This is a genomic window from Streptomyces sp. NBC_01551, from assembly GCF_026339935.1.
In the GTDB taxonomy this organism is placed as follows: Bacteria; Actinomycetota; Actinomycetes; order Streptomycetales; family Streptomycetaceae; genus Streptomyces.
The window spans coordinates 5953095-5972486 of record NZ_JAPEPX010000001.1; the positions used below are offsets into that span (position 1 = coordinate 5953095).

Annotated in this window: 20 protein-coding genes and 1 pseudogene; 3 read left to right on the forward strand and 18 right to left on the reverse strand. The window is 67.5% G+C overall.

The features are described from left to right. Positions 1–108 precede the first annotated feature (108 nt). The 9 genes from OG982_RS26935 to OG982_RS26975 all read right to left on the reverse strand — a co-directional run bounded on the left by OG982_RS26935 (position 109) and on the right by OG982_RS26975 (position 8836). The gene (locus OG982_RS26935) at positions 109–930 is read right to left on the reverse strand and encodes a hypothetical protein (protein ID WP_266949457.1); all 822 of its coding nucleotides are present in this window, start codon (positions 928–930) and stop codon (positions 109–111) included. 94 nt (positions 931–1024) lie between these two features. Further along, positions 1025–1711: a PolC-type DNA polymerase III gene (locus OG982_RS26940; RefSeq protein WP_266949458.1), complete on the reverse strand. Its 687-nt coding sequence runs from the start codon at positions 1709–1711 to the stop codon at positions 1025–1027. Further along, positions 1708–2757, reverse strand: a complete 1050-nt coding sequence (locus tag OG982_RS26945) for a phosphotransferase enzyme family protein (RefSeq protein WP_266949459.1) — start codon at positions 2755–2757, stop codon at positions 1708–1710. The genes OG982_RS26940 and OG982_RS26945 overlap by 4 nt, the downstream gene beginning before the upstream one ends. Positions 2758–2762: 5 nt before the next feature. Continuing rightward, positions 2763–3665 (reverse strand): aminoglycoside phosphotransferase family protein, encoded by a 903-nt coding sequence (locus OG982_RS26950; RefSeq protein ID WP_266949460.1) that lies wholly within the window; start codon positions 3663–3665, stop codon positions 2763–2765. A gap of 128 nt (positions 3666–3793) precedes the next feature. Beyond that, positions 3794–4267 carry a hypothetical protein gene (locus OG982_RS26955; protein ID WP_266949461.1) on the reverse strand — a complete coding sequence of 158 codons (474 nt, stop codon included), beginning with the start codon at positions 4265–4267 and terminating at the stop codon, positions 3794–3796. A gap of 106 nt (positions 4268–4373) precedes the next feature. Further along, the gene (locus tag OG982_RS26960; RefSeq protein ID WP_266949462.1) at positions 4374–5768 is read right to left on the reverse strand and encodes a glutamine synthetase family protein; all 1395 of its coding nucleotides are present in this window, start codon (positions 5766–5768) and stop codon (positions 4374–4376) included. 50 nt (positions 5769–5818) lie between these two features. Continuing rightward, the gene (locus tag OG982_RS26965; protein WP_266949463.1) at positions 5819–7354 is read right to left on the reverse strand and encodes an amino acid permease; all 1536 of its coding nucleotides are present in this window, start codon (positions 7352–7354) and stop codon (positions 5819–5821) included. A 76-nt stretch (positions 7355–7430) separates the two neighbouring features. Next, on the reverse strand, positions 7431–8402 hold the full coding sequence (locus OG982_RS26970) for a hypothetical protein (protein WP_266949465.1): 972 nt from the start codon (positions 8400–8402) through the stop codon (positions 7431–7433). Between the two features lie 239 nt (positions 8403–8641). Then, entirely contained in the window at positions 8642–8836 is a 195-nt protein-coding gene (locus tag OG982_RS26975) for a hypothetical protein (protein WP_266949466.1), read from the reverse strand. Positions 8837–9131: 295 nt separating this feature from the next. On the opposite strand from OG982_RS26975, the gene OG982_RS26980 reads away from it, so the two are divergent. Next, on the forward strand, positions 9132–10646 hold the full coding sequence (locus OG982_RS26980; RefSeq protein ID WP_266949467.1) for a helix-turn-helix transcriptional regulator: 1515 nt from the start codon (positions 9132–9134) through the stop codon (positions 10644–10646). A gap of 2 nt (positions 10647–10648) precedes the next feature. Beyond that, a complete protein-coding gene (locus OG982_RS26985; RefSeq protein WP_266949469.1) occupies positions 10649–11383 on the forward strand; it encodes an HAD family hydrolase in 735 nt (244 codons plus the stop codon). 307 nt (positions 11384–11690) lie between these two features. Here OG982_RS26985 and OG982_RS26990 read toward each other — a convergent pair whose 3' ends face one another. Both OG982_RS26990 and OG982_RS26995 read right to left on the reverse strand, forming a co-directional pair. Next, positions 11691–12104 (reverse strand): hypothetical protein, encoded by a 414-nt coding sequence (locus tag OG982_RS26990; protein WP_266949470.1) that lies wholly within the window; start codon positions 12102–12104, stop codon positions 11691–11693. 44 nt (positions 12105–12148) lie between these two features. Next, entirely contained in the window at positions 12149–13465 is a 1317-nt protein-coding gene (locus tag OG982_RS26995; RefSeq protein ID WP_266949472.1) for a SidA/IucD/PvdA family monooxygenase, read from the reverse strand. A gap of 377 nt (positions 13466–13842) precedes the next feature. On the opposite strand from OG982_RS26995, the pseudogene OG982_RS27000 reads away from it, so the two are divergent. Next, a pseudogene (locus tag OG982_RS27000) lies at positions 13843–14034 on the forward strand (transposase); the annotation flags it as partial. On the opposite strand, the gene OG982_RS27005 reads toward OG982_RS27000, so the two are convergent. The 7 genes from OG982_RS27005 to OG982_RS27035 form a co-directional block, all read right to left on the reverse strand. Further along, the gene (locus OG982_RS27005) at positions 13943–14503 is read right to left on the reverse strand and encodes a DUF402 domain-containing protein (protein ID WP_266949473.1); all 561 of its coding nucleotides are present in this window, start codon (positions 14501–14503) and stop codon (positions 13943–13945) included. The pseudogene OG982_RS27000 and the gene OG982_RS27005 overlap by 92 nt on opposite strands. 108 nt (positions 14504–14611) lie before the next feature. After that, a complete protein-coding gene (locus OG982_RS27010) occupies positions 14612–15097 on the reverse strand; it encodes a response regulator transcription factor (protein WP_266949475.1) in 486 nt (161 codons plus the stop codon). A gap of 53 nt (positions 15098–15150) precedes the next feature. Continuing rightward, a complete protein-coding gene (locus tag OG982_RS27015; protein ID WP_266949477.1) occupies positions 15151–15774 on the reverse strand; it encodes a histidine phosphatase family protein in 624 nt (207 codons plus the stop codon). After that, positions 15746–16507, reverse strand: a complete 762-nt coding sequence (locus tag OG982_RS27020; RefSeq protein ID WP_266949478.1) for an SDR family NAD(P)-dependent oxidoreductase — start codon at positions 16505–16507, stop codon at positions 15746–15748. The genes OG982_RS27015 and OG982_RS27020 overlap by 29 nt, the downstream gene beginning before the upstream one ends. Continuing rightward, positions 16492–17613 carry a hypothetical protein gene (locus OG982_RS27025; protein WP_266949480.1) on the reverse strand — a complete coding sequence of 374 codons (1122 nt, stop codon included), beginning with the start codon at positions 17611–17613 and terminating at the stop codon, positions 16492–16494. Before OG982_RS27025 ends, OG982_RS27020 begins: the two co-directional genes overlap by 16 nt. After that, positions 17610–18788: a glycosyltransferase family 9 protein gene (locus tag OG982_RS27030; RefSeq protein ID WP_266949481.1), complete on the reverse strand. Its 1179-nt coding sequence runs from the start codon at positions 18786–18788 to the stop codon at positions 17610–17612. Before OG982_RS27030 ends, OG982_RS27025 begins: the two co-directional genes overlap by 4 nt. Then, entirely contained in the window at positions 18785–19357 is a 573-nt protein-coding gene (locus tag OG982_RS27035; RefSeq protein ID WP_266949482.1) for a phosphoribosyltransferase, read from the reverse strand. Before OG982_RS27035 ends, OG982_RS27030 begins: the two co-directional genes overlap by 4 nt. Positions 19358–19392: the final 35 nt, after the last annotated feature.

Consider the following 19392-nt stretch of genomic DNA (forward strand, 5'->3'; position numbering starts at 1 on the left):
CGGCGTTGGCGTACGTATGCCAGCGGCTGGACTACCTGCGCGACCTTCTAGGTCCGGCCCAAGGCGCCGGGGGCGACCCACCTGTGCTACGTGCCCTCACCGCCGCCGTCACCGCTGCCCAGCAACCCGGGTTGAATGAGCTCTGGGGCCTGCTGCAAGGCGCTCCACCAAGCGCGGGCGCGAGCGGCTGGGTGACGTACATGCGGTCGATCCGGTCGTCGGTGCCTGTCGGCAGCAGCAGCGCCTCGTCCTTGGTCTGCTCGTACAGGTGCCAGGCCACGTCGACGTAGCCGCAGCGCTCCACCATCCACGCCACGCGGCGTCGGGCACCGGGGCCGACGGGTCGTCGGGGGAGGTGAGGAGGGTGCGGGCGGCGAGGTTGTAGGGCCTCATCTGGTCGAAGAGGGGATTCGGGCCGAAGGCCGGGGGGTAGTTGAAGTCGCCGATCAGCATGCCGAAAGGTCCGTACCGCATCCCGCGCGTTGCCAGCAGCTTCGCCTCGACCAGCGCGTTGTCGGCGGAGTGTGGGTCCAGGTGCAGCGGGAGGACGGCCAGCGGCTTGGGCAGGCCGACGTCGAAAGTGGCGACCCCGGCGCCGTGGGTGGTGTTGAACCAGAAGTCGTCGTTCCATCGCAGCCAACGGCCCATGGTCTCGGGCCTGTAGAGCAGGCCGGGCCGGTAGCCGCTCTTGGAGTGCGGCAGCGGCAGCGCGTCCATGTCCAGGTCCCGCATGGCACGTCCGAGCTGCTTGTGCCCGTACAGGTTCCAGCCGGCGCACTCGTTCAGCGCGACCATGTCCGCGGGCGCCCCGATGGAGGCTATCCGCTCGGTGACAGCGGGCCAGCGGTCCTCCGGGTTGCCGTCGCCGTCCTTGAGGGCGCCGTGACCGAGATTCTGGAAGACGATCCGGATGATCTTGCTATGCGGCATACAGGACTCCATGACTGTCGTGCGCCGCATCGCCTCACAGAGCGTATTGCGGGGAGACCGGGCGGACAGATATCGGCGCGGGACGGTGGTCGTGTCAGAGCAGTTCGAGCTGGGTGGGCTGGGTGGCCTTCGGGGGCCGGCTTGCGACACGCACGAGGTGAGCGACGCTGCTGATCTGGCGGCCGGATGCAGCCTCGCCCAGCAGCGTGCGCAGGAGCACCTCGGTGACGGTGACGTCGTCCATGGCCCGGTGCCGGTGTGCCGGCTGGGGAATCCCGAAGCGGTCCAGCAGCGCGTCGAGGGAGTAGGAGGGGAGACCTGGCGCGACGTGCTTGGCCAGCAGCAGGGTGTCGATGATCCGGGTGCGGGCCATCCGCGGGCATGCCGTGCGGTAGGCGTAAAGGATGGACCCTTCCGTCGGCGCATGATGCGCGACTAGGAGCAGAGGCGGCTCGGGTAGCGCCCCGTCCAGCCCGTTCAGCACCACGGCTGCGGGCGGCGCCTGGGCGACGTCGCGCAGCGTGATCCCGGTCTGCGCGGTATCGAAGGGTGTGATCGGCGCGTGCGCCGGCGGGTGGATCAACGAGGTGAAGGAGAACCCGGTAGGCAGTGGCCCCCGGCCGCGCTCGTACTTCAGGCCCAGCGCGGCCACCTCGATCGGCTCCGGCGGCGCCCCCTTCGGTGTGGTGCCCTCGAAGTCGAGTACCACGAAGTGGGTGTTGTGGAACAGCGCATCATCCTCGAGCTGCCCACCCGGCGGCCGGGGGTTGACTGCGTTCATGAGGTGCCCCTTGGACGCCCTGTTCCGGCGGCAAGAGCATTCTCAAGATCCGCCAGGTTCTCGATCAGGAGCCGGATGCTTCTCTGGCGTTCCGACCAGTACCGTTGCAGGTCCGCATCGGCCTCGTCAGGGAGGTCGTACTCGGCGGTCGTGGCGCCGTAGAAGCTGAACAGCATGTACAACAGCGCGATCCGCGCGCAGTTGTGAACTTCGGCAACGGGCAGGGTCGGGTTCTCGGACCGGTAGGCGGCGGCCATCGCCAGCACGCAGTCGGCCCACTGGTCGGAGTTGGCGAGGGTGCGCGGGTCGCATGCCGCCCGCCCGAGCTCCCAGGCGGGCACCGCTCTGGCGGCGCGGAAGTCGATGACGCCGGTGACGACACCGGCCTGGACGAGCAGGTTGGTGCGACTGAAATCGGCGTGCAGGGCCTGCTCGACCAAGTCCTCGGGCAGATGGGCCCTCAGCCGGCCGACCTGGGTGTGCAGGTCTTCGCGCCGCTGGGCGATCTGGCCCTGCAGCTGGTCGAGGTTGTCGGCCTGCCAGCGGCGGGCTGTGTCCAGGACCGTGTCGCACTTGGCCAGGGCGTCTTCGACGGACCCCGTACGCCATCGCACGTGCTGGTGGCGCCGGGGGAGAGGATAGGCAGCCAGGATCCGGTGCATCCGGCCCAGGATCATGCCGGTGTGCTCCGCGAGCGCCACCGTCATTGCCGAAGTCGCGACCTTCCCAGGAGCCTCCTCGATCACCGCCCATGGGCTGCCGTCGGCCAGACTGAGCAGATTGCCGTCCCGGTCGGGCCAAACCCTCGGTACCGGCAACCGTGCGGCTCGGCAGAACTCCGACATGTCCCATGCTGCGCGGGCCGCTTCCAGATCAGCGGTCGCCGGGTACTCCTTGGCGAAGAGCCGTTGACCGCTGGACGTCACCACGCGCCAGTTGACGGTGTCGGTGCCCATCGGCACTTGCTCGACGGTCTCGGCCTCGATGCCGTACCGGTCGGCCAGCACCTCGGCTGTCATTTCGTCCTCCCAGTTCATCTCCTCCATGGCGGTCACCGCCTCCTGGACGGGGAGCGCATGAGGCCGTGGTTGTAGTGGGCCCGGAGGTTTTCGAGCATGGTGTGGGCCGCGTCGACGGTCTCCACGTCCTGGTGTTCCAGGCCCCACTTCAGGGCGCTCACGGCGTCCTGGGCGCCGTACGCGATACATGCGTGCCGCTCGGCCGGGGTGAGGTCGCGCCCGAAGCCGTCATAGAAGGCGGCGCGGACTTTGGGGCGGGAGGCGAGGATGCGCAGCTGGAGGCGGGGGAGATCGCGCTTCACGGCGGGCTCGACGCAGGTCCGCTCGAAGTCGATCAGCCGCAGGATCCGTGTGGTGCTGTCCCACAGCCAGTTCCTGGGCTGGTAGTCGGCGTGGCACACCTGCGCTGGCAGCGCGCCGGGACGCTCCTGGGTGAGGTGGCGCAGCATCGCCGTGACGTCGGCGGGCAGGTAGAGCGCGGCGTCGTTGAGCATCTTCTCGACGGCAGCCTCCCACTCGTCCTCGCCCACGACCGCCTGGGTGAGCGTGTCGGTGGGGGCAGAGTGCAGCAGCGCGAGCAGGTAGCCGGCCTGCTGGTAAGCCTCCAGCTCGTCCTTGCCCTCCAGGGGGTGGCTGTGCATGCTCTTGCCGGCGACCGGGGTGATCACGATGGCTCGTGCTCCGGTATCGGCGGCGACCAGTGTGGGAGCGCGTCCCGCGCCGAGGTAGTGGGTCCAGCTCTGATAGGCGGCCACCTCGCGGCGGTGCCCCTTCGGTCGGGCATGCCGTTTGATGAACCACCGCTGACCGTCACTGCCTCGGACTTCCCAGATCTGGGGACGGTCGGGGCCGGGCCACGAATGCTCTGCAACGAGCTCGAACTCGCCGACCGCCGTAGTGACGAGGTCTTCGATCCTTGCGGGGATGTCGGTCATGCCGTGCGGCCTTCCGGTTGGTCAGTCACCCAGGTTGATCACGTGAAGTGATGAGTTGGGTGCATAGCGTGCTCTTGTTGTGTGGGTGTAGCTTGTCAGCGTCCACTGACAGCGCTGCTGGCGTCCGGTCACGCGACGCGGCGGCCACCAGTTCCGTTGGATGCGTCGAGCACTCCGAACTGCCATCCGAGCGTGACCAGATGCGGGTCGTGTTCGGCCCCCCAACGCCTGCGGAGCGTCCGGATCCTCTTCCTCATCGCGTCAAGCGACAGGCCGCAGTGCTGTGCGATCTCGGCGTAGGTGCCGTCCAGGGCGAGAGACCAGAGGATCTTGGTCTCGGTGGCGTCGACGCCACCGGGCGGTGGCGCCGTCTGTTCTGGTCGGGGCAGCTGTTCGGTGACGTAGCAGGCGTGGAGCAGCGCGTGGCGGTGCCGTACGCCGGCCCGCCGGTTGCCGTGCGACATCTGGATGGCGATGGTGCCCTCGGACAGGCTGAGTTCAGCCGCCGCCTTGGCGGTGCTCATGCCCTGGGCGAGCTTGCCGACGATCTTCACCTGCGCGGGGGTCGGATGCGAGGCGGTCGTGGCGGGCTGTGTGGACATGGGACGGGCCTTCCGTAGCGGTGGTGGTGGCTCGGCATGCTGGTTGGGCAGGCCCCGGCCGAGGGGGGAACTCTCCCGGCCGGGGCCTGGTCTCGGTGGCGCGCGGTCAGGCGCGGGTGAACCAGCGGGCCTGCTCCGCGTCGGTGACCGTGCTGCGGTGGTGGTCGAGTTCGAGCTGCGCGAGGTGGGCGTAGTGATCGACCACCCCCTTCCCGAACGCTTCCTGGGCAACGGGGCTGTGCCGGAAGGCGGAGCGGGCCTGGCCGAGGGTCAGGGGCAGCATGGGCAGGTCGGTGGCCTCGTAGGCGTTGGCGGTGCAGGGCGCCGGCGGCGTGAGCTGCCGCTCGATGCCGTGGGTGATCGCCGCGATGGCCGCGGACAGGGCGAGGTAGGGGTTCGCGTCGGCTCCCGGTACGCGGACCTCCAGGTGCAGACCCGTTCCATGCCCGGCGACGCGTACCGCGCACGTCCGGTTGTCCCAGCCCCATGTCATGGCGGTCGGGGCGAAAGAACCGGGCACATAGCGCTTGTACGAGTTGGTGTTCGGCGCGTACAGCGGTGCGAGCCCGGGCAGGGCCGCCAGGAGGCCGGCGACGGCCTGCTCTCCTATCTCCGAGAGCCGTCCGTCCGGATGGTTGATCATGGGGTTGCCGCTGCGCGTGAGGGAGATGTGCAGGTGGAGGCCACTGACCAGGCCGGTCTGGGGGGAGGCCATGAAGGTGGCCGTCATGCTGGAGCGGCCGGCCAGGGTGCGTACCGCGTGCTTGAAGACGAGGTGGTTGTCGCACGCGGGCAGCGCGGGACCGTAGGGAAAGGTGACCTCCACCTGGCCCGGCGCGCCTTCCGTCTTGACCGCCTCCACCGGCATGCCCGCCTTGGCCAGCGAGCCCTGGAGCCGACGGAAGAACCGGTCGGCCTCCGGCGAGTGGTCGAGGGCGTAGTCCAGGTTCTCCTCCGTCACGGGGACGAGGCCCTCGTGGCCGACCCGGGCGGCACGGGAGTAGCTGCCGTGGTAGAGCACGAACTCGGTCTCCAGCCCGGCCTGGGCGTGCAGTCCGTGAGCGGCCAGGCGAGTCAGCTGGTGGCGCAGGATCTGCCGGGGTGCGACCGCGATGGGATCCTCGTCGAGGTCGACGGCGTTGCCGAGGACCAGCGCGGTGCGTGGCACCCACGGCAGGATCCGCAGGGTCGAGGGATCCGGCACGACCGTCAGGTCCTCGTACCCACTCGCCCAGGACGTGAGCGCGTAGCCGTCGGACGGCGTCATGTCGGCGTCGGTGGCCAGGATGTACGCGCACATCTCGGCGCCGCCGTCGAGTACACGGTCGAGGAAGTGCCGCGCCCCGTACCGCTTGCCCTTCAGGCGGCCCTGCAGGTCCGGTACGGCGAGGAGCACGGTGTCGATCAGTCCGGCGCCGACAGCCTTGCGCAGTTCGTCGACGTTGAACGCACGGGCCGGCCGCTGGCTGGCGGTCGACGTAGTCTCGGCGTCGCGCTGCACTGTGGTGCTCGGGCGCGATGCCGTTTCGGCAGAGGTGGGCTGAGGTGTCATTACACGACCTCTTCCTGGATCTTGGCCATGTCCGAGCCGGCGTCGGCGGCCGCGGTCGGCACCTTGTAGTCACGCCCCGACTTCCGCCACCACAGGGCGGCCAGGGCGAGGACAACCAGCAGGGCAATGGGCGCGTAGTTGAACGTCGTCACGGAGACGAGTCCGGCCTCGGGGCGGGTCTGGGGGAGGCAGAACAGCACGGTCACGAAGACCACCCAGGCCACGGCGACCACGCCGATGGGCACGCCCCAGCGGCCAAGGTTCCAAGGGCCAGGCTGGAAGCGGTGACGGTTGCGGATCCGCAGATAGATCGGGATCGCGTACGCGGGGGTGATCCCGATGACGTTGATCGCGGTGACAGCGGCGTACGCGGTCGGGCTGTACAGCGACGGCAGCGCCAGGACTGCGGCAACGCCGACCGACAGCCACACCGCGCGGGTCGGAGTGCCGGTGCGGGCGTCGACGTGACGCCACAGCTTCGACCCGGGCAGCGCGCCGTCCCGGGAGAAGGCGAACACCATCCGGCTGGCGGCGGCCGTCGCGGCGTTGCCGCAGAACAGCTGCGCGACGACGACCACCACCAGCAGCGCCTTCGCTCCAGAGATACCGAGGGCGTCGAGGAAAATCTGCGCCGGCGGCACCCCAGTAGCGGTGGCCTGGGCGGCAGCGTAGTCCTGGATCGCGAAGGTCAGCCCGGTCATCAGGACGAACCCAGCCAGCCATGACCAGCCGATCGCACGCATGATCCCGCGGGCAGCGGAGACCTGCGCGTTGGTGGTCTCCTCCGACAGGTGCGCGGAGGCGTCGTACCCACAGAGGGTGTACTGGGCGAGCAGCAACCCGATCAGCACCACGTACAGCGAGCTGGACCAACCGGTGTTGTTGACGAACTCCCCGAACACGAAGGACGGCGACTGGTGATGCGAGGGCACGATCGCCAGGACGCCGACGATCAAGGCGACCCCGCCCAGGTGCCACCACACGCTAATGGAGTTCAGGATGCTGACCAGCCGGACACCGAAGAGGTTGAGGGTGGCGTGCAGCGTGAGGATGCAGAAGTAGATCGCCATGATCTTGCCCGGCGTCGGGACGAGCCCGAACTGCAGGTTCAAGAAGGCACCGGTAAACAGCGCGGCGCCGTAGTCGATGCCGGCGATGGCGCCGAGCAACCCCAGCAGGTTCAGCCAGCCGGTGTACCAGCCCCACTTGCGGCCGCCGAGCCGCTCGGCCTGGTAGTACAGGGCGCCGGAGGTGGGATAGGCGGAGGTGACCTCGGCCATCCCGGCCCCCACGAGCATCACCATCGCGCCGACGACGACCCAGCCCCACATCATTACGGCGGGGCCTCCGGTCCCGAGACCGAAGCCGTACAGGGTCATGCAGCCGCTCAGCACGGAGATTACCGAGAAGCTGATGGCGAAGTTGCCGAACGGGCCCATGCGGCGGGCCAGCACCGGCTCGTAGCCGAGTTCCCGAAGGAACGCGTCGTCGGCTGTGGTCCCGGTGGCGCGGTCAGACCGGCGTATTGGTAACACTGGGGTCCTCCGTAGGAGATGGGTGGAACGGATACGGGGAGTCAGAAGTGGGCAAAGGGGCGCGGTCTGGCCGATGTCAGCGCGATGGCTCGGCGCGAGGCGCATGGGTACGAGCGAAGGACAAGGACTCCCGGCGGGCCCGCAGCAGTAGCGCTTCGCCGCCGTCGGGCCGACTCGGCTCCTCGTGGACAGACGCCCACGGCTCGCGGGCGGCGTACGCGTCAACCGCCGTGAACACTTCGGCGGCCTCCACGAACCGGTGGCCCGCCCACAAGGCGTACGCGAGGTGATGCAGATCCATCACCGACCGCACAGCAGGGTCTGACTCCCGGAACCAGTGGTGAAACGCCTTGAGCGTGTAGGTGATCGTTGGCTCGTCAGCCCACTGCCGCCGCCACAGCGGATCGCTGCGGTGCCAGTCGGACCGCTGTCGACACTGCTCGACCAACGCGTACAACGGCAACAGCAGCAGGGGAGAGCCCGCCGGAGTCCACGAGGCCACCCAGCGGCCGAAGTCGAACACCGAGGCGAGGGAAGCTGCCGCGGGGACAGGGCGCGCCAGCATGAACTGCAGCACCCGGTGGAACGCCTCCCGGTTATACGGATCGCGCTGACTGACCCCGTGCAGCAGCCCCCACGGCCCGGTCGGCAGCATCGGCTCCGCCGAGCGCTCACGGTGCTCCCGCCGCAACTGGCCCTCGTCGACCTGGGCGAGGGCGAGCAGACACACCCACGGCACCGGGTCCCGCGGCTCGCGATGCGCTGCCATCAGGGCGGCGTGCCGTGCTGCCACCTCCAGCGCCGCAGCACTTGCGTGCCGCTGGTGATGGGCGCGCAAGGCCCGCTCCACCGAAACGCGGGCACGCATCACCTGCGCGTCGTAGCTGTCCGGCTCCTCCGCCAGCCACACACCCACGACGTCGGAGTGGGCGGCCGCGACTGCCAGCACCTGCGTACGCGAGGTTCGCAGAGCCCAACGCTGACCGGTCACGGTCAGCAAGTCGCGCGCCGGTCTCCACCGGCCGGCCTGCAATTCGACCATGGCCATGCCGAGGGGCTCGTCCGTACCGGCCGGGTGGTACACCGGGCGCATCAGCGCGCCCCGAGACCACGGTGGTCGCCGCTCACAGCCAACAGCCGGGAAAACTGAAGCCTCATGCTCTCGCTCGTGGCGCGGGAGAGCGTCATGCATTTCTCGGTCATCGAATGCTTCCTCGGCGAAGAGAGACATTGGTGGTGGACGGGGTTCGCTGCGCGGCAGGGAGTTACCGGGGACCGGCGTCTGCTCTAAAACTTGATGCCGCTGATCAGACGTGCGAGGTTCGCCGCGACCTCTGAGATCGCGGGGGCCATCGAGGAACTGGCCAGGTAGAACCCCAGAAGGGTGCACACGACAGCGTGGCCAGCCTTCAACCCGCCCTTCTTGACGCACACGACAACGAGAACCGCGAGCAGCACGACGGCGGAGACGTTGACCGTCACGGATGTGCACCCCCTCCCCGACGGCAAATGAGACTCGATGCGCCTGTCCAAAACCCCGGCCAAGTAGCTCCCGACTCTCTCCCGGGCCGCATGCCGACGAATCGGCGTCAGCGGTTCAGCGGATCGGACGAGCTGGTGCTACAAGTGGCAATCGGCCCTGGACGGCGGCTGATTGAGGCACAAGGGTGACCGGGAAACATCCGGCGCGCACATTCCGCGAGTGATATCACTGGGGTGATCTCGAACTTCGACGGGCTGTTCAGTTGCCTGGCGCGTTCTCGGTGGGGAGGCAAAGGTGGCCCAGCACGCGCTGCGACACTGCGATCAGTGCGGCTGCCGGCTCAGCCAGTACAACCCGGACGGGCTCTGTGCCGCGTGTGCTCGAGCCCTCATGCCTGCCGCCCCAGCGTTACCTGCTGTTCCGGACCGGGTGTGGCACGACGCCGGTGTCCGGGAGGCCCTCGCGGCGTTGGACTTCGGCAAGGCCAGCCGCCTGATCAGACAACGAGGCTCGCTGCGCCAGGAGGACATGGCCCAGCTCACGGGACTGAGCCAGGCATTCTTATCCATGCTGGAGTCCGGCAGCCGACGCCTCACCAACATCGACAAGATCATCGAATTCGTAGCAGGCCTGGGAGCCCCCGCCGAGCTCGTCCAGCTCCCACTCCCTCAGCCAGCGGGCAGGTCGATTCCGCGGTCTTCGGACCAGTCGGTAGGCGACCTCGACCCCACCCTCCCTTGGACCGCGGCCCGTATGGTGGCCGCACTGGACCAAGCGGTGGGAGGCAACGTGATTGGCCGCCGGCAGTTCCTCACGGTGAGCGGCATCGCGCTCACCGCCTTCGTCCACCACTGGGGCACCGCCGAGGCCGAGCCCCTCCAACGTGCCGCAGACGGAAGTCAGCTCTCCTCGGAACTGCTGGACAACCTGCAGGCGACCACTGACCGCTTGCGCATCATGGACGCGAGCGCCGGAAGCGGCACCCTGAGCGAGCTGGGCGACGCACACCTGGAGCTGCTCAAACGCCTTCTGCAGAAGGCGTCGTACACCGAAGACATCGGTCGCCGCCTGGCCGGCATCGTCGCCGACACCGCCACACAGACCGGCTGGTTCGCCTTCGACTCCGGACGACACGATCACGCGCAGAGCTACCTGCTCGCGGCGCTACGGGCCGCCAAGGTCTCCGGCGACGACCGTCTTGGGGCCGGAGCCTTGTCCTACCTGGCCATTCACGGCTATTCCACCGGGCAGCCGCGCAGCGCGGTCACCGCAGCGCGAGCCGCCCGCGAGAAAGTCAGAACTCTGGGCACCCCCGCCCTGGAGGCCATGTTGCTGACCCGGCAGGCACGGGGGCACGCCAAGCTCGGCGAAGGGAAGGCAGCACTCGCCGCGCTCGGCGAGGCCGCCGAACTCTGTGCCCAAGGGCGTTCCGAGTTGGACCCCCACTGGCTGTACTGGATCAACGAAGGCGAAATCCACGGCCAGACCGGCAGTGCCTATCTCGACCTGGGCGATCCGCGCCACGCTGCCGTCAGCTTCACCGAGGCACGAAAGGCCCTGAACCCTGCGGACCAGCGCACCAACGCGCTGTTCCTCTCCCGCGCGGCGTCTGCATATCTCAGAAAGGGCGAGCTCGAAGCGGGATGTGCCACGGCGCACCAGGCGCTCGACCTTGCCGAACAGCTCCAGTCGGCCCGGCTCAACGAGCACATCGAAGCCATGCTTGGCGAGCTCGCCCCGGTCAGCCGAAGCCCGTACGCTCGTGACTTGATCGACCGCGCCGCTCTCGTGACCGGTACAAGGAGCTGAACGTGACCCAGGCCCAGCAGGTCCTCGTGCTGTGGGACATCGACCGCACACTGCTGTATGTCGGGGACATCGACCGGCAGGTCTACCGGGAGACCTTCGCAGAAGTTGTCGGTCGGCCGGCGGAGCACCTGCCGGCCCGCGGTACCGGCGTCACGATGCCGCTGGCAATCCGATCGCTCCTCATCGACAACGGAGTCCCGGAAGCCGATGTCGCGGCACTACTGCCGCGCATGGTGGAACTCCTACCGAAGCAGCTCGCCTCTCACACGCAGGATCTGCGTGAGCAGGGTGTCCTGATGCCCGGAGCCATCGCTGCTCTCCGTGCGGTGCACGACCACCCCGGCTTCATCCCGACAGCCGTGACCGGAAACCTAAAATCGAACGCCCTACTCAAGCTGGCGGCCTTCGAGCTGGACGGCCTACTCGACACGGAGATCGGCGGATTCGCATCCGACGACCACCACAGGCCGGCGCTCGTCGCGGTCGCACAGACGCGGGCCGAGGCCAAGCACGGCACGGCCTTCAACCGGTCGAACACCGTGATCATCGGTGACTCCCTCGAGGATGTCCGTACGGGCCTCGAAGGCGGCGCCCCTGTCATTGGCGTGGCTTCTGGAAAGACCACGGCTGCGGAACTGGCTGAGGCCGGTGCCGACCTCGTACTCGACTCGCTCTCAGACGTCTCACGGGTGCTGGACGGCATCTCCGACCTTACGACCACGAGCGGGCGGGCGTAACCTTCGAGCACCGTCGCGGTATACCTACCGTTGAGCGCTCGGCTGCCCAGATGGACGACGAGCAGGGCGCGGAGCCGTTGCCACGTTCAGCGTGCCGAGGACTGAGATGGATCGTGCACTTGATGTCGGATCCGGCGGCGGTCCCCCCCAGCGGTTCCGTGCTGTGCTGGGCCGTCTACGTTGCTACTCCCGCCCGGCCGCGACGCTTGCTTCCCACAGACCTGCGGCGTCACCGCTCAGCAAGAGCGACTGTTCCTGGGCACGAAAGCCAACTGATTGATGTCAACACGATCTCTAGCTTGACCGGCTATGCATCACAGTGGAGGCGATCGGGAGACGGGGGCTCGTGGCCTTGCGCAAGGTGGAGTCCGCCATGCGGCCGCTGTTCAAGGTGATCGAATTTCATGTACGCGCATGCGCGGAGAACTCGATCTGCAGACGCACGAAGCTCCTTCGCCAGCACAGCGAGGTGATGTTCGGTGTCCACTTCCCAGTAGACTGTACGGCTTTCCAAGTCACTCGAGAGGGCGGGCATTTCAGCAAGAACCTTCTGGACAGCGGGCCTCTCCAGATCGGCGCTCCGTACCCACTCGGCCAGCAGAGCGTTGAACGTGGTTACCTTCTTGTGCGCTTCCATTGCCACCGCGTCGAGCTCGTGGGCAGGCCAGCGCAGGATCCGCGGCACCATCGAGGGACGGCGCCACGTGCTGGGTTCGCTCATCTCTGCCTCCAGCAGCTCGTACGTGCCAGGTGAAACAATCAAGCTTACAGATCAACTCGGCGCCCGTCCAGTGTGCAGTAAGATCGGAGGATCCGATCAGACAGCAACCCGAGACATCCCAGATTCGAAAAGCCTGGACCCTGCATTTCGTCGGCCAGCATCGGCAAATGGAGCCGAGGTCGAACGTTTCTGATGTCTAGGTAGCGCCCCATCCGACGGCGGACACACTTTTCGTTGATTTCGCGGTTCGGATCCTCGCCTTCCGGCCTGAGTGCCTCGTCGATTCGCTGCCCAATCAGAGTTTGCGCATTAGGTCCCAGCTTTTTCTTCCACCACAGGCCATCGAACCCTATTGCGACAATTACGTGATCAAATTGCTCTACGTGGCCGCCCGTGAAGCGAACCTTAATCTGCTCCTCTTTCGCATCTATGGACTCGACGTGGCCTTGCGTGGTTTCTATATTCGTTGCGCTATTAATGCGCGACTTTGCCTCCACTGAGAAAACGCCGCGAAGTGTGTGGTCAATAAACTTCTCGCGATTCTCCGGGCTGAAATGCTGCCAACCTTTCGGGTTGGAATAATGTCGCTTCTCGTCGTAACTTTCACCGCGAGAGTAAACGACTCCAGTCTCGGATATGATCTTGATGTAGCATTTCTTTTCGGGCATCATGCGTAGCAACGTCAGTACAATGGAGGCGGCTGCGCCGCCGTCACCTATTACTCCGACCGTGACGCGTGAGTCGGATTCTATTCTGTATATGTTATTCCAGAAATTCTCCGCATTGGTCACGCGGTCGCGGTGGTCACCAATGATCGTTGGTTGCTTTGCGGGTCCGGGGCCTGTTATTACGAGACCATCCGCGGAGATGGGTTCGCCCCCGTTGAACTCCAGCATCCATTTTCCATTGACGATATCCATACGAGTAGCCGTCCCCGGATGGACGAATGTTCCAGCCTTCCTTTTGACCCATTTCAGGTATTCAGCCCACTCGGCGAGCGACGGCGGCTGCGCTCCCCGGTCGAGCCAGTCAGCAAAGTCGCTATTCAATTGAGAGGTCTCAACTAGATATGATTGCCAGCTGAAGCCGAGCATCGCGGAATCAATAGCTCGATTAGCGAAGGTCCAGCATTCGGAGTGGTAGGGGAAGCCGACGTCCTTCATCGGTGATGTTGCGAGCGCGTGTTCGCCGTTGGTGAACCCGGACTGCCCTGTCCAATTCGCCGCCACGCCAGTTTTGTCTACGATATAAATATCGGGAATGTTGCTGATGCCGTCGATGCGTTTCAAAGTCTCCGCTTTCGCGGCCAAGGCCAGCGCCTTGGGGCCGGCTCCGATGACGATCAGACGCTTGGCACCCACGTCGGCCTCCCGTCCGGGTGCTGTTTGTCCATCTCGGGGGAGGAATGTGCGGACGTGGCTAACTAATGATTTTCTCCCCCACGCCCTACTGTCATCTTGCGCTCAGTGGGCGCATTCTGCACGCGCGCGCATGAGGGTGCGGCAGGACGCTTGGGTATACAGCTGGTCGCAGCAGGCAGCAGGCAGCAGGCAGCAGGCAGCAGGCGCACCGCACACCGCAGCCAGGCCCGCTCGCCGGCCGACAGGCCTGGGATGAACGAAATCGTTGATAACTGCAGGGAGTCAACAGTCCAGAGTCGAGTCGCCCTGTGGGGTCCCCGCGCTCGTGAGCCTACGCGGGCCCGAGCGTTCTGGCGCAGTGAACGGGGGAGCTAGGCTCGGCCGGGGTTCAGCGGCAGTACTCCGACACGGCGGGCCGTACGGAGAACCTCCAGGTCGGAGTGTTTCCCGCCTATGCCACCAGCCGCGGCCGCACCCTCATCGGTCGGCGTCTTTCTCCAGCGACGTCATGGACGGAGGATCGTGAGCGGTGCTGGCGGGCTGGCGTCGAGGATGAGGTCGGCTTTGCGCCAGGTCGACGGCTCGATAGTCGTCATCGGTGACCACACCCAGCCGTCTGGCATGAGCGTATTCATCGTGGTCTTTCCATGTCCAGCGCGACAGGTCCGGATCGACGATGAGGTCGAGGAAGAGGTCGAACGTGTCGAATCCGATTGAGGTTCGTCGCAGTGGGCGCTGGAAGTTGACGTACCAGCGGAGGAGCCGATGGTCGAGCGTTGGGTCGTAGAAGGCGTTGATGGTGAAATACGTCCCCGGAGGGTTCCAGAGCAATACCGCGGTCTCCTGCCACCGCCACGAGCTCAGTTCCCACTGGCCGGCGGCCAGGTATCGGGAACTGCTTGCCCTCGCAGCGCCTTGGCGCCGCTCCTCGTCGACTCGACCCAGGTGGTGGGTCCCAGCCCGTGTGCCCCGGGGCGACAACCTGCCACCAGGGCCTCGTCGGTATCCGATACGGCGTGCAGAGAATGAGCGCTCCACACCTTTCCGCGGTAGACATCGCGGCGGACCACGGTCTCCCGAACAGCAAACCGCTTCATTCGGCCATCATGCCGCTCTCTGGTGATCAATTCCCCCTGGAACTGCGGATCAGCGGCGGATAGGGGAGCGTGCGGCAAAGCCGGCCGAGCCACGGGAGTCGTCAAGCACGCCGTACTGCCAGCCCAGCGTGACGAGGTGGGGATCGTTCGAGGCGTTCCACTGCTTCCTCAGGGCCCGCAACCTCTTGCCCACGGCGTCGGCGGAGTAGTGGCACCGGCGGCCGGTCTCCGCCAGCTCGGCGCCCAGGGCCAGCCCCCAGAGGATCTCCCGCTCGACTTCGTCCGCCGCCGGTGCCGGTGTGATCAGTTCGGGGCGGGCCAGCTGGCCGGTGACGTAGCAAGCGTGGACGAGCGCGGTTCGGGTCGTCACACCGGTCTTCGCGTTGCTGTCGGACATCTGGACGTCGACGGTGGCCTTGGAGAGCGCCAGTTCGGCGGCAACCTGGGCGCTGGACATCCCCATGGCGACCTTTTCAGCGATGCGCAGCTGGGCGGGGGTGAGCAGGTGGGTGGCGATGCCGGGGCGTCCGGCCATGGGATCGGTCCTCTCGTACGTCGGAGCGCTGGGGGTGGAGTGCGGTATGCCAGTCAGCTCTGCCGGGCTGACCGGAACGAAGAGGAGTGAGGGGCGTCGGTCTCGCGGAAGGGTCGGATCTCCGCGAACCCCCAGTCGGCTCGGGCGGCATGCTCGAATGCGACGGGGCCGTCATCCAGGGCGCAGAGGACGCCGAGGAGCAGCTTGTGGGACACCACGAGCAGTCCGCTGCCGTACGAGCGGGCGAGCGCCGAGACGTGTTCGGCGGCGCGGCACGCCCGGTCGTGCAGCTGGGCCAGGCTTTCGCCGTCCTCGAAGGCGACGGCCGGGTTCTGCGCGCGTTGCCGACGCCAGTCGATGTACGCGGGCGGGTAGTCGTCGGTCGTCCGGCCGATCACCGCGCTCGGGGCGCGCCACTCGGACAGCAGGTCGCTGCTCGCGATGACGGGCAGGCCGGTCAGACGGCTGACGATCTCAGCGGTCTGAGCCGCTCTCGGCAGAGGGCTGGAGACGATGGCCGACACGCCGGTGGGCAATGGGGTGGCCACGGCGGCCTGAGTGCGGCCGGCCTCGGAGAGCGGCACGTCCCTCGGGGCGTGATGTCCGGCTCTGTGGCCTTCGTAGGCGCCATGACGCATGAGCCAGATCTCAACCAAGGACCCAGCCTCCGTCCACATGGATGGTCTGGCCGGTGATGAAGCCGGCGTCCTCGCCGGCGAGGAAGGTGACTGCGGCGGCGACATCGGGGGGTGCGCCGCGGCGCTGGATGCACTGCCGTGCGAGCTGCCGGACGGTCATGGCCTCGGGGTCATCGACCACGGTCTGCTCGGCAGGCACCTGGATCGAGCCCGGAGCAACGCAGTTCACGGTGATGCCGGACGGGCCGAGTTCGCGGGCCAGCGCCCGGGTCAGGCCCTCCACGCCGGCCTTCGCGCTGATGTAGGCGGACAGCTCCTGGCGGCCGACGGTGGCGAGGACAGACCCCATAGTGATGATGCGCCCCCGGCCCCGCGCGGCCATGGCCGGTGAGACGGCGCGGGCGAGCAGGTAGTGGCTGGTGAGGTTGATCGAGAGCATGTCGTTCCACACCGCGGGTGTCGTCTCGGTCCAGGCGGTGCGGGGGTACGAGCCGGCGTTGCTGACGAGGATGTCGATCGCACCGAGGCGTGCAATGGCCTGTGCGTACAGCTCGTCGACCGCGGCCTTGTCGCGGAGGTCGGCTTCGAGGGCGAACGCGCGTCCGCCGCCGGCGCCGATGTCGACGGCCAGCTCGGCGGCGGCCTTGGGCTCGTTGTGGTGCGCGATGACGACGATCGCACCGTTGGCTGCGAGCTGCTGGACGACGGCGGTGCCGATGCCGCCGGTGGCACCGGTCACCAGAGCGGTTCTGCCGGTCAGTGGGGCAGGCACGGGGCCTCCTCGATGTGGAAGTACACGGTGGGATCGAAGGATGGAGAAAGCGCTTCGATGAGCCGGATGGTGACGAGCAGCCTGTCGTTGGGCGTCAGGTCGCCGAGGTTGTAGACGCCGATGAGCCGCATCGCCACGTACGGGCGGAGGAGGGAAGCCACGTCCTGGCCGGGCCACAGTTTTGCGGCGATGGGCTTGACGAGCCGGTTCCAGTACGCCGCAGCGGCGGCCCGACGGGGGGCAGACAGGTGCCGCTCGTACTTGATGTGCACGGAGCGGTGGGCGGCATCAATGGCCTGGGCGGTGATGACCGGCGTGTTGTCCAGTCGGTGCTCGATGGCCGAGGGGTGATCGGCGAAGGCGGCAGGGTTGTAGGTGGGGACCAGCCAGCCTCCGAGGATCGTGACGTAGGTGAGGAAGTTGGCGAATTCCCCGAGTACGCAGTTCATCCCGGCGGTGTCGTAGTCGAACCAGGCGAGTGGTACGGCGAGGTTCACGTCCGTTGGGTCGCCCTGGGTGAGCGCGGCCCAGACCGGCCCGGTGTTCTCGAAGTGCACCCGGAGGTCCTTGAGGGCCGTCTGCCAGTCCAGCTTGGCCTGCTGGCCGTTGATGGTCAGCACCCACTCGCCGAGGTCGTCGAAGGGGATCTCGATATCGGCCACGGTCAGGGAAAGGCCCGTCTCGGCGTAGTACGCGTCGAGGCGTCCGCCGGAGGCGGCACGGCCCCAGTACAGCTTGCGGACCACGCGAACTGGGTCCGTCAGCATTGCCGTTGCCAGAATGGTTTCCCGGTAGGCGTCGGTGAGTGAGTCCAGGTAGTGGGTGAGCTCGTTCCCGACGTGGTTGGAGCTGAGCAGGTCGACGAGCAGACCGTAGTTCCGGCCGCCGGCCAAGCGCTCGTACGTCATGAGGTAGCCGCCCGGTACGCGCACCGAGGCGTGCAGTGTGGGCACCCGGTACCGAGCACGCAGGAGCCTGTGTCCGATCTGTTCCTGCTGCGCCTCGTCCAGATTGCGGTTGTACTTCACCAGCAGCTGTCGCCCGGCAAGGTCGACGGGGATGACGAGGTTGCGCGTGAAGCGGCGCGGGCGCCCTATCCGGATCACCTGGTGCCGCCGGGGTGGTCGTTTCGGCGCAGGAGGTCGACGGCGAGGCCTGCCAGGTACTCCGGTGTGATGATGGCCAGGTCGTTGCCGGACGGTGAGCTGAGGGCGTCCCGTACGGGGCACAGGTCTCCCTGGTGCATGCGCTCGGAGAATTCGGTGGCCACGGCATGGTGGTGGGCCAGGCCGGTGGTCCACTTGCTGTGGCTGTGCCGGGCGTACAAGCCCAGGACCGCGGGCCCTTCACCGTTCGGCCGCCGGGAGAGGGCAGCCAGATGTGTCAGGCCGGTGTCGTTGCCGATCACCAGGTCACACAGCGGGAACACGTCGGCGAGGTCGATTGCGGGAACGCCGTCGAGACGCAGAGCGCGGACCCGTCGACTTGTGGTGTTGACCCTCGATATCTCGGGCGATGGGGCGTGGCCCCCGACGACGAGGAGCTTGACGTCCGTGGCGCTGAGCTCGGCCACCCGCTCGGCCACCTGCAGGTACCGCTCGACGGTGTAGTCCTTGAGCTCGGGCCAGCTGGTCGCGGTGATCACTGCGATCACGGGCCCGGTGAACCAGTTGTCCGCTTGGAGGGCTCGGACCGTCGGGTTGGCTGGGGGTGCCGGGGCGAGCAGGAGCGGGCCGAAGTCGCGGTCCGCGGGAAGCCGTACCCCGAGTCGGCGCTCCAGGGCCAGGTAGTAGCGGGCTGGCAGGTCCGCGTGGACTCGCCAGCTCGACGCCCAACAGGGCGGCGCGGCCGGGTCGCACACGATCGGGACGAAGCCGCTGGTGCGCTGCTCGACGGTGGGGCGGTCCGCGACGAGAACGGTGGAGCCGGGAGCAGGCTCCACGGCACCGGATGGGACAGCGCGCCGGATGAGGGCGGCATGCTGGCCCTCAACTGCCACGGGGATGGTGCGGGAGGGGTGCCTCAGCCTCAGCCACTCCAACACCGCCCGGACGGCGGACAGCGCCAGCAGCGAGTCGCCCAGGCTGCCATTGAGTGCCACGGTCACCGATGTCTGGGCGTCCAGCCGGTCGACCAGCTCCGCGACGCCAGGAATCGGAAGGGCTTCGCCCACCTGCAAGAGCTCCCGGCTGTATCCCAGTGGGGTGCTGTGCACGACCTGGCGGGTGGCGGACTCACGGCCGTCGATGAAACGGAATCCGCCGGAATCGTCGGCGGTCAACGAGACGTCCCTATCGTGGTCAGCGAGATCAGGGGGACGCCGTGCGTGGCCAGCAGCTCCCGCGCGCCCCGCGTCGTGTCCTCCACCAGACAGGCAGCGGCCACGGGAGCGGCGCCCGCCTCCCGCAGGCTCTGGGCGAGGTTGGCCAGCGTGTGTCCGGTGGTGACCTCGTCGTCGACCAGCAGCATCCGCTGGCCCTCGGCGATGCCGTAGGCGTACACATCGGTGCGCATCGCGTGGGGCTCGGTGAAGCGGACGGCTCCGGCAAGCGGAAGGTGGAGCTTCCACGCGATCTTGTAGGGGAGCGCCGCGGCGCTGGCGAGCGTGACCGTGGGCAGGATGCCGCCGGCATCCAGGCCCAGCAGGAAGTCGAGCGAGTCGAGCTCGGGGCCGACCTCCTCCCAGACCAGGGACCACAGCTCCCTGCCCACGCCTGCCAGCTCGGACGGCGAGACCGCGGCCTCGAGACCGTCCAACGAGTGGATGATGCGCTCGCGGCGGCTCTGGGGGCCGATGGACAGGCGCTCGACGATCCGTGCGGAGAACGGCAACGTGGCGGTTTCGGGCATGGCGAAGCTCCTTGAATGGGTCGTTGAAGGAAGGG

Bases quoted from the DNA above. Each gene is read 5' to 3' on its own strand.
- OG982_RS26945 (WP_266949459.1), bottom strand. From the start codon at position 2,757: ATGGAGGAGATGAACTGGGAGGACGAAATGACAGCCGAGGTGCTGGCC.
- OG982_RS27010 (WP_266949475.1), bottom strand. From the start codon at position 15,097: ATGGCCGGACGCCCCGGCATCGCCACCCACCTGCTCACCCCCGCCCAG.
- OG982_RS26935 (WP_266949457.1), bottom strand. From the start codon at position 930: ATGCCGCATAGCAAGATCATCCGGATCGTCTTCCAGAATCTCGGTCAC.
- OG982_RS26990 (WP_266949470.1), bottom strand. From the start codon at position 12,104: ATGAGCGAACCCAGCACGTGGCGCCGTCCCTCGATGGTGCCGCGGATC.
- OG982_RS27035 (WP_266949482.1), bottom strand. From the start codon at position 19,357: ATGCCCGAAACCGCCACGTTGCCGTTCTCCGCACGGATCGTCGAGCGC.
- OG982_RS26955 (WP_266949461.1), bottom strand. From the start codon at position 4,267: ATGTCCACACAGCCCGCCACGACCGCCTCGCATCCGACCCCCGCGCAG.
- OG982_RS27015 (WP_266949477.1), bottom strand. From the start codon at position 15,774: ATGTGGACGGAGGCTGGGTCCTTGGTTGAGATCTGGCTCATGCGTCAT.
- OG982_RS26950 (WP_266949460.1), bottom strand. From the start codon at position 3,665: ATGACCGACATCCCCGCAAGGATCGAAGACCTCGTCACTACGGCGGTC.
- OG982_RS26940 (WP_266949458.1), bottom strand. From the start codon at position 1,711: ATGAACGCAGTCAACCCCCGGCCGCCGGGTGGGCAGCTCGAGGATGAT.
- OG982_RS26970 (WP_266949465.1), bottom strand. From the start codon at position 8,402: ATGGCCATGGTCGAATTGCAGGCCGGCCGGTGGAGACCGGCGCGCGAC.